The organism is Bacillus solitudinis, assembly GCF_002797395.1.
Taxonomy (GTDB): domain Bacteria; phylum Bacillota; class Bacilli; order Bacillales; family Bacillaceae_D; genus Halalkalibacter_A; species Halalkalibacter_A solitudinis.
Window position 1 is genome coordinate 4,483,790 of sequence record NZ_KZ454943.1, and the last position, 16,571, is coordinate 4,500,360.

At 36.0% G+C, this 16,571-nt stretch carries 9 protein-coding genes; 8 read left to right on the forward strand and 1 reads right to left on the reverse strand.

Annotated elements, in window-relative coordinates:
* Positions 1-81 precede the first annotated feature (81 nt).
* Positions 82-1,701 carry a GMC oxidoreductase gene (locus CEF19_RS22035; RefSeq protein ID WP_227522061.1) on the forward strand — a complete coding sequence of 540 codons (1,620 nt, stop codon included), beginning with the start codon at positions 82-84 and terminating at the stop codon, positions 1,699-1,701.
* 603 nt (positions 1,702-2,304) lie between these two features.
* Here the strand turns inward: CEF19_RS22035 and CEF19_RS22040 are convergent.
* On the reverse strand, positions 2,305-3,963 hold the full coding sequence (locus CEF19_RS22040) for a pectate lyase family protein (RefSeq protein WP_100408038.1): 1,659 nt from the start codon (positions 3,961-3,963) through the stop codon (positions 2,305-2,307).
* Between the two features lie 790 nt (positions 3,964-4,753).
* Between CEF19_RS22040 and CEF19_RS22045 the strand changes: the two genes are divergently transcribed.
* The 7 genes from CEF19_RS22045 to CEF19_RS22075 all read left to right on the forward strand — a co-directional run bounded on the left by CEF19_RS22045 (position 4,754) and on the right by CEF19_RS22075 (position 16,483).
* Positions 4,754-5,767, forward strand: coding sequence for a hypothetical protein (locus CEF19_RS22045; protein ID WP_100408039.1), 1,014 nt, complete (start codon positions 4,754-4,756; stop codon positions 5,765-5,767).
* Positions 5,768-6,667: 900 nt separating this feature from the next.
* Positions 6,668-7,891, forward strand: coding sequence for an ROK family transcriptional regulator (locus CEF19_RS22050; protein WP_100408040.1), 1,224 nt, complete (start codon positions 6,668-6,670; stop codon positions 7,889-7,891).
* A gap of 16 nt (positions 7,892-7,907) precedes the next feature.
* Complete coding sequence (locus CEF19_RS22055; RefSeq protein WP_100408041.1) at positions 7,908-8,792, forward strand: carbohydrate ABC transporter permease; 885 nt, start codon at positions 7,908-7,910, stop codon at positions 8,790-8,792.
* Positions 8,793-8,826: 34 nt separating this feature from the next.
* Positions 8,827-9,669 (forward strand): carbohydrate ABC transporter permease, encoded by an 843-nt coding sequence (locus tag CEF19_RS22060; RefSeq protein ID WP_406565398.1) that lies wholly within the window; start codon positions 8,827-8,829, stop codon positions 9,667-9,669.
* Between the two features lie 111 nt (positions 9,670-9,780).
* Positions 9,781-11,109, forward strand: a complete 1,329-nt coding sequence (locus CEF19_RS22065; RefSeq protein ID WP_100408043.1) for an ABC transporter substrate-binding protein — start codon at positions 9,781-9,783, stop codon at positions 11,107-11,109.
* A 66-nt stretch (positions 11,110-11,175) separates the two neighbouring features.
* Positions 11,176-13,029: a glycoside hydrolase family 125 protein gene (locus tag CEF19_RS22070; RefSeq protein ID WP_100408044.1), complete on the forward strand. Its 1,854-nt coding sequence runs from the start codon at positions 11,176-11,178 to the stop codon at positions 13,027-13,029.
* 103 nt (positions 13,030-13,132) lie between these two features.
* Positions 13,133-16,483 (forward strand): glycoside hydrolase family 31 protein, encoded by a 3,351-nt coding sequence (locus tag CEF19_RS22075; RefSeq protein WP_100408045.1) that lies wholly within the window; start codon positions 13,133-13,135, stop codon positions 16,481-16,483.
* Positions 16,484-16,571 lie beyond the last annotated feature (88 nt).

Here is a 16,571-nt window from a genome sequence, read left to right on the forward strand (position 1 = left end):
TAATTGACCCGTTCTCTCATATAAATCATACAGAGATTTAGTCACAACGCCCTGCTTTTTAGCAACGAAGGGAAGTGCATAATGAGGATTTATATTGCGGATGACGGTGAGACATTAAAAGATATTGCGTGCAAGCAGAATCTCACACTAGAACAACTCATTTCTCTCAACCCACAAGTGCCAAACCCAAGTTCAAATATTTCCGGACGTCAAGTCAAGCTTCCTCCAGTTCCAATATCGGGATCGGACAATCGGAAGCAAGGAACATCTTCACATACCGAAACGGATTTCAAGAATGAATGGATTCCGCTTACTACTTTGGAAGAAATGGAACAAACGGAATACGATGTGCTCATTGTCGGATCGGGAGCTGGGGGTGGATCCGTTCTTTGGAGATTAGCGCAGCAATGGGGTGATAATGGGAAAAAGATCGGTGTCGTCGAAGCTGGCGATCTTCTATTACCGACACATTTCTATAACATTCCAACGTACACTCTCCCACGATTTAGAACCTATTTCGATAAAGTGTCAAGGCAGGTTGAGCAAACGCATTTCAGAGAGCTTATTGCATTTGGAGGCAGGACCTTGGCTTGGCAATTAGTATCTCCGCGTATGCCTGTTTCTGAGACAGTTAATTGGCCTATACATCCGAATGAATTGCAATTTTATTACTCGGTTGCTGAAGCAGCCATGAACGTCACTCCCTTTTATCAAGAAGGGTCCTATTACACGACCGTTCTGCTCAACCGGCTTCATGAACGAGGGTATCCAGATGCAATTCCGATGCCGATAGCCGTTGACCGTGAACCGACAAAATATGGACAGTTTCATTCCAATCCCGCTTTTAGCTCTATCGCTTTGTTTGCCGAAGCCTTAAATAGGCGACCTTACGATTTGGCAGTCAACGCACGCGCCGTGGAGATCCTCACTGACCAAAACAGAGTCACCGGTGTTAGAGTGATGTCCCCGGACAAGAGGTCGTATGTTCTAAAGGCTAAAACTGTCGTACTGTCGGCTAGTACGTTTGAAAACCCGCGTCTGCTGCTTGCTTCTGGAATTCGGGGACGGGCGATTGGTCATTATCTTACTACCCATTCTCTTATGGGCTTAACAGGATATTTTGACCGTGACCAATTTCCGGAAGTTTTAGGAGCTCTCGGCATTCTAATCCCCGGCAAGGAAGACCGTCCTTATGAAGTTATGATTGGAGGTCCTCCGGAAGAATATAATGCTTATCAGCAGTATCTGATTAAACCGCTACAGAAACAATTGAGAGTGGTTGCTGGCGCGTTCGGTATGGTCGAATCAAGGTTTGAGAATCGAGTGGAGTTAGACCCATCGGAGTGCGATAAATACGGGGTACCAGTCATTCGCGTTCACTTTACCTATAGTGAGAAAGATCAAGCGATTATTCGCCAAATGCAAGAAGGGACCCGAGATCTTTTTTTCGCTATGCAAGCCACTACTGTTGAAGAAGAATTTGGTGAATTAATAGAGGCGATCCACGACGCAGGAACTTGCAGGATGGGAGATGATCCTGCTACTTCAGTAACCAATACGTACGGTCAAGTTCACGGGGTATCGGGTCTTTATGTAGCAGATAACAGTGTTATACCGACAAGTGGAACGGCTAATCCCACACTTACAACCGTTGCTTTAGCCATTCGAACTGCCGACCATTTGGTTGGACGTTTGCAATAGTTTGATAATAAACTTGACGAATTTCAGAATGTATCAATGGTCAAAAATTATATGACTTAATGAAACTAATTAGTTCGAGTGGAAAATATACGTCTTGCTTACTGAAACATCACAAGAAGCACTGGGAGTAAAACGGCAGGGACGAATAAATTAACGATGGATGACATCAATTACTTATCAATCTTATCAATATGGGGTGGGACTTTAACATTGTATAGATGGTAATATAAAAGGATTTTTGGATAACGTTCATCATAGTAAACTAAACTAGCTAATCGTTTATCAACATTCTTCAATAAAAAATGAAAAACTATACTAAAAGTACACATACAAAAAACCTTCCTTATCTTAGTTGGAAGGTTTTTTAGAGGGTTTGCTAAATCCTGGATAGGTTTATTGCTTTTCAATGTAAGATTTTATTAACTGCATTAATGGCTACTCTAAAGGGTTTTAAAAATACAGCAACTAGAAAAGGCTCCATCATTGGAATTATTTATAGGTTCCTAAGTCAGATCCCATTGTTATTAACAACCCTCTGTGACACAGATTATGGGTCACAGAGGAAGTTAACGATTAATCTAGACAGATGCTATTGCGTTTCCTTTATCTACTATAATCTGTTATTAACCAATCTTTTGGACTCATATTAACTTTGTTTGCCCCTGCATATTTTGTAAGTGTAGCCACAACACTCTTTAAAGGAAGTACATTATAAGTATACGGTAGCTCCTCATTATAATTATATTCAAAGGTGAATGGATCAGTCGGTGGATTTGATTTACTCATATCTTCACTTCCCACAATATGAGAAGACCATGCCCAATTTCCTATAGTTGATTTGTCATACCATGTAAATCCTTTTGTAAATAGATTCTCACCATTATTGTCCCAACTACTTCCTGTATAGGTTCCATATTTATTTGTTATTTGGGAGTTTACAATTAAATTATTGTTATAAGCGCTTTGGAATAACTTATCCCAAGGTTCACCCATGTTTTTTGTGTCTTCTCCTTGAATCTCAGCCCCTGTGATTGGCTCGTTAATATCATGGAAGACGCAGGAATCTGCCGCAATGGAAGCACCATTTCTTGCATTCAGCGCTCGAGATAGTTGATCGGTTCCGTATTCAGCGATAGCGCTTACATTCTCTAAAACATCATAGTGAGTTGAGTTGTCAAGATAACAGTTGTATAAATGACCACTACCTTGACGTATCATCGGAATTCTCTGCCCAACATTGGTATAACGGTTATAGGCAAGGGTTAACCGGATTCTTTGATTGCCATCTTTTATCTCATTTCCATTACTAGACACATAATTTACATAGTCTTTATCTCCGGAACCAGTTAAATGCACCTTGCTATGATATGCTGCATATGCCATTATCTGCTCTTTGGTCGCACCGCCATTACGCATGTTATAGTACATACTATCGGAATTCAGTACATTTGAGGCATATTTTTCTTCCATATACTGAATCGATTGATAAATATCACTATCTTCAGGCGGATTCTCATTTGCAGGTAATCCGAATTCAGACCAGGAAATGGTAATATTGGAGCCGCCATTCTCAGTATCAATTAATCCATCCGCTGCAATGGAAAATTTACAATGGTCTATCCAGACATTATTTGCACCATTTACCTTAATAAAAGTCCAGCCTACTTCTTTATGTTTTCCAGTATCATCCCATTGCCACATTCCATCAAAATTCAAATTCCTAAAGACAATATCATTACTTGATCTTTGTAATTTTATTTCTAAATGCCTTATTGTTTTCCCTTTTTTCGAAAAAATAGTTAACCCATCGACATCAGCTAAACTTAATTGTGAAACACCGGAGGAAGCTAATGTTGGATTTGTGAATCCATTCATAGGATCCCGATATTTTGTTATAAAATTATACTTCTTAGCTTCTTCTGAACTTAGATTTAATTCTTTCCACCCTAAGTTTATATCTTTCGCTATTTCAATTACTTTTACACTTCCAGTTCTAGCATCCAAAATTGCCTGCAAAAACTCTCTTCCAGTTTTAACCTTACGATAATAAGAGGTATCGATGTAACTGCTTCGGTCATTAACCCCTAATGACGCAAAACCGCTTACTGACAGAAAACTATTGTCGTATTCCTTAATATCTCTTGTTGTGTTCGGTATAGAATCAATAACTGCCGCCTTTGCTACAATACTTTCACTTAATAATAACGATGAAGTAAGAAATGTTAGAACCAATAACCAGATTATTGTCTTGTTAAATTTCATAATATTCCTCCTAGGATCGAATAATATAAGCTTTTCTTTCATCACCAACACAATTTTAATAATAGTAACGAAATTTCCTCATCATCAACAACATCGTAAAAGCGATTACTTTTTTCCCATCGATCACCCCTTTAACAATAAATAATAACAACGTTGTAATTTTATGTATGATTTTTATGTCTATTCCTACTATAAACGTCTTTTTTTAGTTTTGTATAGAGGTGATAACGATTTATTAGAGAATTCAGAGTCTTGTGGCACTTTTACTCCCAAAAACTAATATAATGATTATTAGTTTTATATGGGATTTGTAGGTATTGTTGGTCAACTTTCTTTTTGGTTAACTTGAATGTAGTTATAAAGATGCTGTTAACATCATCTCACTGGTACAGTATGATATCCCGCCGTATTTTTACGTAATTTTTTTTAACTATACTGAGGAAGAAACAGAAGATTATTCAAATGCTACACTTAATCATCAGTTGGTTTATAAAAATTCATAAGGATAAGCATGACAGTAAATTAAAAGTTTCAAAAATGGAAAGGAACTTGCTGTCGATGCAGTCTAGATCATATTGTTAGGGGACAGGAAGATTATGATGAACAAATCATTAGAGAAATGCTAATGCATTTACATAGTCGTATTAATTTCAATTTTTACTATTTCGTTTATTTATTAAGGTTAATTGCACTATCTTCTTCAAATTATTTGATTTCTTGAGTATTTCAAGCAAAACTAGTATTATTTTTTTATGTGGTATTTGTCAGAGATGGTAGAGGAGGTTGATTTTTGAGAAAAGTAACAATAATTTTATATATATTCGCATTTCTATCTGTACCTATTCTTTTTATTGTTCGTGTTTTCGCAGAAGCATTCGTTGGCTACAAATTTTCTGCAATTATACAGAGTATTCATGAGAAGTTACCTATGCTACCTCCGGACATATACATATTTTTACTATTATTACTTATAGGAACGATATTTTTCGCCTTTCAATTATGGACTGAGCGCGACGCTTTAAAAGAACATGTGGAACAACTCCACGAAGAAAACAAAGAGTTGAAAAATAGAATTTCAAGTATCACTGATAAAAGAATCTCTCAACCTATGATTCATCTTGCTGCTCGAGACACCAAAGATAAACTTATATACTTGAAAGATAAAATGGAAACGATGGTCAATGCTGAAACCTATGTGAACGGCATTCAACTCTACAAATTCACACTTACTACCAAAAAAGTGGATATTAAAAGAGTGGTGGAATATGTTAACGATATTAGTAGCTGGGATAGTGCATCTATTCAAATTATTAGTTCCGTTTCAAATGAATTTGGACAAGTTGTAACCAATCCACCAAAACTAACCGCTTTTGTCAGTAAATATGTAGAGGACTTAAACGCAAAGAAACAAGATGACATCGTTCAAACCGATTGTTATAAATACGCCATCTTAAATGTAGCTTCCCAGATTTTAAACGACCAGGGAATACAAATTAATAACAAAATTAATTACCGCAACGAATGGGCGATGTTTAATAAAAACAAAAGAATTGGGATTATTGAAGCAGTACTCTATATTAAAGCGACCAATTCATTGAATTACTACATTTTTGAAAAAAGACACGGAGATCGAGAAAAATTAGGAAGGTTTTATTTTAATACATTGTATTATGTTAATGATGAACCATATATCTTATTAATTACCTTTGATAAGGATATTAGTCATTTAACAAAAAGAAGGGAACCAGTTAAAAATGTATTAACTAAAAAGAGTGAAGAAATCCTAAATTCGTTAGCAAAATGATACATAGTAGTGTAAAATGGAACCAAAGATATACTGGAAGGGGAGAATAAACAATGAAACTTTTCGGTCTCAAACGAAAAAGCCAGCCTAAACGCAAAACTCCCACTCACAGCAAGAAAACAATAGTAACCCATTCTAATGAAGAAGAATCTGTGGGAGTAATTGTATATAGAGCCACCGGGCGCATGAAACGAAAATATGGAATTTAACAATAAAGGACCCGCTCCGTTTTCTAAAACGCAGCGGGTTCTTATTGTTTAAAAGGCGAGAACCTCTTCGTTTGGCTTGGTTACATCCTACTATTACCTCGAAAACTCTTTCAACAATATAGGCTCTGTTGGATGAGTTTGATATTCCTTTAAGGACTCCTTTTACGCCTTCAACAAAGGTATTACAAAGGTTGAAGGGAGAGTTGGCGCTTTTTTTTCCTTCCCATCTTAACCTCTCCATATTCGAATATAACCCAGAGTTTAGTTTCGGAGCTTTGATACTAGCCATAAAATCAGGATTCATTTGCTCTTGAATGTATCTACGAATCGAGGATGAGTATAAATCATTAAGGTCTGTTGAGCTTCTACGATGAATCAAAGTTATATACATATAGAAATACGAATTAAAGGGTTATCTCAGTTTATTTTAACATAGCTTTTTTACTTTCTATCAATTTTCAATACTTTGGAATAATTCAGGAATAATATTTTGTTTTTGGATGAAGAAAAGAGATGGAAGAGAGATTAATTTAATGATTAAAGTCTATAACCACTACCTTACTATGTACTACTCAAAACACCTAAGTCATTAATTTACAAAAGAATCAGAAAAGTCACAAAAAATACTTGCTTCATTGAAGGAAGTAAGTTATGGTATTGGTAACAGAAAATAACAGTAAGGAGTAATGTCATGTCCATTCTAAGAAAGGCAGATAAAAACTTAATTAAGGAACTCAATCGATCCGCCGTGATTAATGTCATAAGGCGTCATGGTCCTATTAGCAGAACAGAGTTAGCCAAAATAACTAAACTAGGTCAATCAACTATGACAAAGATAATAGAAGAGTTAAATAATTTTGGATTAGTTAATGAAATTGGAGAAGCCAACTCGACGGGCGGAAGGAAAGCGATATTATTAGAGTTTAATAAATTATTTGCAAATGCCATTGGTATAAAAATTATGCAAGATCATTTAATATTTGCTCTCACCGATTTACAAGCGAACATAATTGAGAAGAAAGAAATCTACTTTGAATCTTCATCAGATACCCAACTTATCATCAACCTCATGAAAGACACAATCAAACAACTCCTTATAGAAAATTACCTGGAAATCAATAATTTAATAGCAATAGGAATTGCAGTATCAGGTTTAGTAAATGGAAAAGAAGGTGTTGTCCTAAGTTCTCCGTTATTAAACTGGAATAATGTTAATCTAGCTGGACCTTTGAAAGAAGAGTTTCATTTACCAGTTTTAATTGATAATGATGTAAATGCTTATACTTATGCAGAACTTGAATTTGGATATGGAAGAAATAGTGATCAATTTATTTGCATCTCCATTGGTGATGGAATTGGTGCTAGTTTTGTCATCGATAAAAAATTATATAAAGGTGAATATGGTGGCGCAGGGGAATTTGGACATTCCATCATAAATGTAGATGGAAGACCATGCTATTGTGGCCAAAATGGTTGTCTAGAAACTTATTTGTCTAATCAGTCTTTAAACTTAACTGCACAAGAGTTTTTCTCAAGATATCCCAACAGTGATCTTTTTCGTAAAAGCATTAACTATGAAGCGATTACAAGCGCTGCTAAAAACGGGGACCCACTCGCATTTGTTCTTTTTGAACAAGTTAGTAAATATTTAAGTGTTGGCCTTATTAATGCAATTAATATCTTCAACCCTAAAAAAATTGTCCTAATTGGAGAGGCTCTTCTAGGAAAAGATTATTTCATTGAAAAAGCAATTGAAAAATCTAAAAACAATTTCTTTAAACGTTCCTTCGACAGTGAAATTGTACTATCCGACCTTGGGAATGATGCATGGGTACAAGGAGCTGCATTACAGGCGATTAATCAATTATTTCAACCGCCAATCTATGAAGAAACAAATTCTTTAGTTAGTTCATAAAAAAGGGGTGAAGAACATGGTCGGTGATAAAGGTGTTAAAAAGCTTCTTATTGTAAGCGCATTCTTACTGCCTAACCTTCTTGGTTTCCTGTTTTTTATTGGGGTTCCTATCGTTGCTTCGCTAGGCATCAGTTTTACCGAATGGGACCTGTTATCTAGCCCTGAATGGGTAGGCTTTGATAACTATGTAGCTTTAATGTCTGACCGAGATTTTTGGGCTGCATTAGGACATACGTTTTATTTTATTGGAGGGTATCTACCACTCGTCATTGTTGGGGCTTTAGCTATTGCATTAATTTTAAATCAGAAGATTAAAGGTAGAACTTTTTTTCGAGCAGCTTATTTTGTACCTGTTATTACTTCTTGGGTAGCGGTATCTCTTATTTGGAAGTGGTTATTTAATCCTAATTATGGTTTAGTAAACTATGCTCTTTCCTGGATAGGAATTACGGGCCCGGCGTGGCTGCAAGACCCGAGTTGGGCAATGCCAGCAGTTATTTTAACTAGTGCTTGGAAAGATCTAGGCTTTGTAATGGTTATTTACCTTGCTGGACTTCAAGGTATTTCATCAAGTTATTATGAAGCAGCTAATATAGATGGAGCAACCTCTTGGCAGAAATTTCGGCATATTACATTACCTTTATTAAGTTCAACTACATTTTTTGTAACTGTTATTTCGTTAATTAACTCATTTCAAGTGTTTGATCAAATTATGATTATGACAGATGGGGGTCCGGCTGGGTCAACAAGTGTCATTGTAGAGCGAATCTATAACCATGCATTCCGTTACTTCGAAATGGGCTATGCATCTGCTATATCATGGATTTTATTTGTCATTATTTTTATTGTAACTATAATCCAAATTTGGTTTCAAAAAAGGATGGTTAGCAATGGAAATTAAAAAACAATTACAAACACAAACAGACCCAGTTTATATACAAACTAGAAAAATAGATTATAAGAAAATTATTAAACGAGTTTTATTTTACGCAATATTAATACTTGGGGCTGCTATCATGCTGATTCCGTTTATTTGGATGGTGTCAACTTCACTTAAGACATCGGGTTCTACTATGGTTTTACCCCCTCAAGTTATCCCTGATGAAATAAATTGGGAAAATTATGTGAGAGTTGCTGAAGCTTTTCCGGTATTTAAATTTCTTTGGAATTCCCTTTTTGTTGCTATTACCTCTACGTTAGGACAAATCTTATTATGCTCTATGGCAGCTTATGCTTTTGCAAGACTTGAATTTAAGGGAAGAGATATGATTTTCATTATTTATTTAGCGACATTAATGGTTCCTACACAGGTAACAATGACACCTCAGTTTATATTAATGAAATATTTAGGGTGGCTAGACACTTATCAAGGTCTTATTATACCAGGAATTTTTAATGCATTTGGAACCTTCTTACTTAGGCAATTCTTTTTAGGAATACCAAAAGAATTAGAAGAAGCTGCCTTTATAGATGGAGCTAGTCACTTCCGAATCTTTTGGCAAATCATATTACCACTAGCGAAACCAGCACTTGCTACACTTGCAATTTTTTCATTTATGCAATCATGGAATAACTTTTTATGGCCACTTATCGTTGTAAGCGATCCAGATATGATGACACTTCCATTGGGATTATCTTTGCTTCAAGGTAGATGGGAAACCGATTGGAATTTAATGATGGCTGGTGTAGTGATTAGTGTAATTCCTGTTTTAGTGGTTTATTTATTCGCGCAACGGCATTTTATACAGGGGATTACACTGAGTGGTATGAAAGAATAAGAGGCGATAGATCCCTTTTAAGGAGGTGGTAACACCCAGCTAAAAGTAAGTGTGTCGGTAGTCGTGGTCATTGATTATATTTTATTTAATCTTGAACAGGGGGTATGAAAAATGAAAAATTCATTTAAGTTTTTAGCTTTTATATGTATAGCGTTATTTTTGGCAATTGCAGGTTGTAGTCAAACAGATACTTCGTCCAGTGAAGCAGGTGACAAATCAAAAGAAGGAAATGGCAATAAGGAAACAACGAGTACAACAGATGAAAGTGAAGAGGTTGTAACCATTGACTATTTTACATTCTCTCCAGGAGAACAACATGAAGAAGATTTACAAAAAATGATTTCTGCATTCGAAGCAGAGAATCCCAACATTAAGATTAATTATGAAATGGCATCTTTTGACGATTATTTTACTAAACTTCAAACGCGATTAGCGGGTGGATCAGCTCCTGATACATTTGAACTGAATTATGAAAGCTTTGTGAACTACGCATCTAAAGATGTACTGTTACCGCTTGATGAATTAATTAAATCAGATTCAGAATTTGACTCTTCTCAAATTAATCAAGAAGCTTTTAAGGCATTTCAACATAATAAAACGCAATATGGGATGGTAGAATCCTTTTCAAATGTTGTCCTTTATTATAACAAGGAACTATTTGATGAAGCTGGTGTTGACTATCCTTCAGCTGACTGGACGTGGGAAGATGAATTAGAAGCTGCGAAAGCATTAACGAACAAAGAAAATGGAATCTATGGAACTTATGCACCAATTCAGTTTTGGGAGTTTTATAAAACAATTGAACAAAATGGCGGATCCATCTTTAATCCCGATAAAACTGAAGCCACAGTTAATAGTGCTGAAAACATTGAGGCTCTTCAATGGATGGTAGATAAAGTTCAAAAATATAACGTTACTCCTTCTGACTCAGAAATGTCAGGTCAATCTGATGGAGACCTATTTATAGCAGGAAAGATCGCTATGCTTAGAACGGGTATTTGGATGATGGGTTCATTTGAAGATGTATCATTCGAATGGGATATTGCATTAGAACCAGGAAACACCCAAAAAGCACATCACTTCTTTGCAAACGGGTTAGCAGCACATAAAGATACGGAGCACCCTAAAGCTGCGTGGAAATGGTTAAAGTTTATGAGTGCTAGTGAGGATGCGGCTAAAATTCGTGTTGATAGTTCATGGGAATTACCAGCTGTTAGTAACACAGAGTTAGTAGATACCTACTTACAACAAACCCCGCCAGAAAGTAAAGAAGTTGTATTTGAAGCACTTGATTCATTAGTTGTTCCTCCAGTAATTGAAGAATGGAATAAACTTACGGACGCATTTGGAAAGGAACTAGATTTAGTTAAAGTCGGTAAGAAGACACCGGAAGAAGCATTAAATGATCTTCAACCTCAAATTCAATCGTTAGTTGATTAGAGCATCTAGTAATAAACAGGAGAAGAAGGTTCCTTTCTTCTCCTGTTAAATTAAAAGGAGGTTACTATGTCTAATTCTATAAAAGAAACAAAATATATTCCTACTGGAAATGAAATGGTATCGATTCCTACTCTACGAGAAGATGGTTCAATTGAGAGTATTAATGTGATGAGTATGAAATACAGAGGCTTATTAGAAATGCTCGGGCAGCCATTTATTTCACCATTTATTGAGGTGAATAAACAGCAAATCCAATTTGATACATTGGAGTGGAACCGTCAAAACTATTGGATACCCAGTTATAAAGGCAATGAAAAAGACATTCAATTTTCAGGAACCATTCATGCCCCGGTCGGAGAAAGGGGATTTTATTATGAACTAAAAGTGACCAATTCATCTTCGCAAAAGAAACACATTTCTTTTGGTTTTGAAGGTGAATGGAGTCAAACTTTTCACACCATAAATGAATCACGGAGTTTTAATGGTAAATTACACACCTTTGCTAGCGGGTGGAATCACTCTTATGTTATGGAATTGCATACAGAAACGTCACAACTATCATTAGCACCAATGTTTAATGAACCGTTAGATCATGAAGAGTGGGAGGAGTTAGGTCCGAATTTTACAAGATTTCATTTCAGTAGAAATGTAGAAGTAAATCCTAATGAAGAACAAACACTTGTTGTATATTGGGGGGGTGGATTAGAAGAAGTGGGAGCCTCAACCTCTGCCAAGGAAATGAAAAGACAAACGGTTTCTACGTTGTTAGATCGTTCACTTACATGGTTAGCGCAACGGAAGATCGAAATTAATGCAGAAGAAAAAGTAGGAGAGATTATGAATGTTAATGCATTTTTTAATTACTTTTATGCAACGGGCTTAACATTTGATACAGAAGAAGATGTATTAGTTACATCAAGAAGCCCGCGGTATTATGTATCGGCAGCATATTGGGATCGTGATAGTCTGTTATGGAGCTTTCCTATGATTTTACAAGTAGATGAAAAAAGAGCAAAAGAAATGTTATCTTATGTTTTTACAACACAAAGAAAAAACATCGGTATTCATAGTCGATATATTGACGGCATTGTACTTGAGCCTGGCTTTGAACTGGATGAATTATGTGCTCCCATTATAGCATTGTCTATGTTTATCCAGAAAACAAAGGATTACTCTTACTTAGATAAGAGTTTTGTTAAAGAAAGTATTGAACTAGTTTTAGAAAGGTTAGAGGAAAACAAACACCCTGATTTACATTTATATAGTACGTTTCTTCAACCAACCGATGACCCTATTGTATTTCCATATTTGACATACAATAATGTCTTGGTATGGAGAACCTATATGATTCTTCATGAATTTTCATTCCATAATCACACACTACCTAACCAATCATTTGAGGAAAAAGCAGAACTAATTAAAGAGGACATTTATACTCATTGCGTTTTCAAAGACAATGAGTTTGGTAATTTTTTTGCATGGTCAATTGATTGTGAGGGTAACCACAACATCTATGATGAACCCCCTGGAAGTTTACAGTTACTATCCTATTATGGCTTTTGTTCTTCTGAAGACCCAATTTATCAAAGTACCGTTAACCTAATTCGGTCAGAACGATTCCCACATGCCTTTAAGGGTTGTACTTTTGAGGAGTTAGGGTGTGAACATGCGGATCATCCATGGGTATTATCGATCGCTAACAGTCTACTCTCAGGCAGGGAAGAACAAGCAAAAGAATTATTACTAAGAACCCCTTTAGATAATGGTATTGCATGCGAAAGCATTAACGAAAATACAGGTGTCTCAGAGACAGGAAAACATTTTGCTACTTGCGCTGGTTTTTTAGCATATTCATTGTATTTTGCCTTTGGTCAAGAGGAGGTTCATAAATGGAAAAACCATATCCTGGCATTGGAGTAGTCGGTTATTAACCCGCTTACATGGGCTTGTGCAGAATTTATTTCTGCTGTGTCAATTGGGAAGCATTTATTAAAAAACCTGGTTTGAAATTGGAGGTATAAGGGTGAGCGTAATAAGTAAAAGGCAAGAGAGTCTACTAACAGATTTTTTTGAGATACATCATTTACAGTTAAGTAATAGTGAACAAGAGGCGTTATCAGCATTAAGAGCGGTCATTACGCGCTCCTCATCCACTACTGTTGAGCATTCGTTATGGACGTGGCTTCTAACAGAACACGTTTTGCGTTTTGGTGAATTCGAACTAATGTCAGAGTTTGAGTCTTTTATCGAGACGTCAGTGGAACTTATAGAAGGAAACTGGAATAAGCCACAAACGCATCTTTACTTGTCGTTTTCAAATGATATCTTCACTCTACATTTAGCAATCTATTATTCTTCATTAGTTAATTTAAAGAATATCGGTTACAACCCTAGTATCCAACAAACGGCAACAGCGATAAGAGATCGTGTATTCGAAGGGCAATTAAAAGGTGGGATGGTGATTTGTTCACCCAATCACCCGTTTGCTTCTACAGATTTGCTTCTATCTGTACTGCCGTTTGGACTCTTTTCACCAGAAGACCTAGTTATGGTAGAGGCGGTAAAAGATATTGAACATTCGTTAGTGCAGGGGGGTATCGTATCAGCTTCTCCTCTTGATAAAACTCATTCAGAGTTTGGGGCTGTCTTATTGTCTTGGTACTTTCTTGAAAAAGGGGACCAATCAAAATCAAAGCATTATTTGAAGCTTGCTGAAAATACTTTAAATCTAGTTTCATCACATGTTAAAAACATAATAAATCACTATTTATCTTTAGAGGACGTTACATTAATCACTCACGATCCTTATGGAAATGAAAATAAGTATGAACCACAATTATATGAACGAATACCTCATAAGCCGATTGAGAATGAAGAAGTTACGGTACGATTTACTGCTCCATTTTCGAGTGAAGCATCTGCTTCTCTCTATGTTATTCACGGTTCAGATGAAAGAAAAGTAAAAGCTGATTATATATCTGGAGATGAACCATATTGGAAAGCAAATATCGGAGCATTCACTGCCCATACTAAGGTTTCGTATTTTATTGAATGGGTGGGAGAAAATCAGTCGTTAAGAACCGAAAACTATGTATTTTTCCCTTTAAAAAAAATAGAGTTGCGTAATCTTACAGGAAAACAAATGAACCATCACCAATTTAAGTTTTGGCCAAACGACATAAACTTTCCTCTCGCTTTATTTATCGATACAAAAAAACAAGTACTAGAGATTCAAAAAGAGAATGTTTATGGGAAACATAAGGGGTCACTCAAGCCCAATCATGTATTGGCTAATCAACAGCTTCCATGTTTAGTTGAAGACCCTTATGTAGCGCCCATACAGATTTTGGTTGACTATACTGGAAAATGGGTTGACCTCTCACTTCGATTTCATAGTCCTTTAGATGAACGTTTTTTTGGAATGGGAGAACGTTATCACCGATTGGAATATAGAGGTGAACAATTAGACTGTTATTTGTACAACCAATATCGAGACCAAGGTGCAAGAACATATATGCCTATGCCGTTCTTTATCAGCTCTTTAAACTATGGATTACATGTAAAAACAAGTCATTATACGAAATTTGATTTTGCAAACTGTTTTGATGATGTGCTGATCATTTCAATTGGTCACCATTATAAACAGAAAGAAACGACCACATTACAATTTTATAAAGGATATCCAATAGAAGTTGTCAGTAGATTCACAAATGATACCGGTCCGGCAGAAATGCTCCCTGTATGGGCATTGGGACCATGGATGTCTAGTAATAATTGGGATCGGGATAGTGTAGTACGTGAACAAGTCAAGAAAACAACAGAACTTAACATCCCATCTACTGTTTTAGTATTGGAACAATGGAGTGATGAGACAACTTACTATATTTTTAATGATGCAATATATTCTCCAACAGATGGCAGCTCAGCATTGTCTTATGAAGAATTTACGTATCCCAAATGGGGAAGATGGCCCAACCCTAAAGGATTAGTAGATTTTATTCACGATCATGGTATGGAATTAATTTTATGGCAAATTCCAATTATGAAGTATTTAAATCGACAACATCACCCGCAAAAGGATAATGATGAGTCTTACATGTTAGAGAAAGGCTACTATATTAAAGACAAAAACATGCAACCCTATCGAATGCCTGAAGGTTGGTTTAAAGAAAGTTTATTAATGGATTTTTCCAACCCAGAAGGGGCAAAGTGGTGGTTTGATAAACGACAATACTTGTTAGATATCGGGGTAGCTGGATTTAAAACCGATGGTGGTGAAATGGTATTTGGAGATACCCTCCAGTTTGCAGATAGTCGATTAGGTACTGAGATGCGAAATGAATATCCAAATGATTATATAGAAGCGTATTATCATTTTGCCCAAAAACATCGACCTAATAATGCCATGACTTTTAGCAGATCGGGATATACTGGTGCACAAAAATTCCCTGCACATTGGGCTGGGGATGAACGTTCTACATTTGATGCGTTCAAGAGGTCCTTAATAGCAGGTCTATCATCCGGTTTAAGTGGTGTTATTATGTGGGGTTGGGATTTGGCTGGATTTAATGGGGATATTCCTTCTGCAGAATTATTCATTCGTTCTGCTCAAATGGCAGCCTTCTGTCCAATCATGCAGTATCATGCAGAAAGTAAAGCTGAATTTAATCAAGACCGTACACCTTGGAATATTGCAGAACGGACAGGGGATGAACGTGCTATATCTGGGTATCGATACTTTGCGAATGTTCGAATGAATTTACTCCCTTATATCACAGAGCAAGCAACACTATCAGTCTCACAAGGAATCCCATTAATGAGAGCGATGATGCTAGAATGTCCAGATGATCCTAAAACGTTTACTATGTATGACCAATACTTCTTTGGTGAAAATTTACTTGTTGCGCCTGTCATTAAAGAAAACACAGAAAAACGTTCAGTTTACTTACCGGCAGGGAAATGGATAGGTTTGTTTAATAAAGAGGTTCATAACGGTGATCGCTATATTGAGCTTGATGTACCGTTGATGGAAATTCCTGTATTACAAAGAAATAATAGCGTTCTGATTACGAATGTACCAAAAGACAATAGAGAGTTAGGAAGTTTTGTCGGAAACTCAATCGATTCATATGCCTATCCAGTTATTCATATCGCTTCGGATCAATCATTTGATTATAGTGGAACAGACCATTTAGGAGAAGTGTGGAAAATCACAGTTGGAAATAGAGAAGACAAAGTAGTTATTAATGTTTTTTCAAATCGAAATGAGTACTCAATTAAATTCACAAATACATCTGATGTAGATAAAAAAGTACAAATTAATAGATTAGATAAAGTGATAATCGTTGGAACTAATAACACCTCAGAAATATAAACTGGTAGCCCTTTTAAAAGGAGGTGATTTTCTTTTATAAATGAAAGGTACCAATCAGTAGAAATTTATAATTAAAGGAGGATTTAAT

What these genes read in the sequence shown, in the direction of transcription:
- CEF19_RS22035 (WP_227522061.1), top strand. Translation starts at nt 82, where the DNA reads ATGAGGATTTATATTGCGGATGACGGTGAGACATTAAAAGATATTGCG.
- CEF19_RS22040 (WP_100408038.1), bottom strand. Translation starts at nt 3,963, where the DNA reads ATGAAATTTAACAAGACAATAATCTGGTTATTGGTTCTAACATTTCTT.
- CEF19_RS22050 (WP_100408040.1), top strand. Translation starts at nt 6,668, where the DNA reads ATGTCCATTCTAAGAAAGGCAGATAAAAACTTAATTAAGGAACTCAAT.
- CEF19_RS22055 (WP_100408041.1), top strand. Translation starts at nt 7,908, where the DNA reads ATGGTCGGTGATAAAGGTGTTAAAAAGCTTCTTATTGTAAGCGCATTC.
- CEF19_RS22065 (WP_100408043.1), top strand. Translation starts at nt 9,781, where the DNA reads ATGAAAAATTCATTTAAGTTTTTAGCTTTTATATGTATAGCGTTATTT.
- CEF19_RS22070 (WP_100408044.1), top strand. Translation starts at nt 11,176, where the DNA reads ATGTCTAATTCTATAAAAGAAACAAAATATATTCCTACTGGAAATGAA.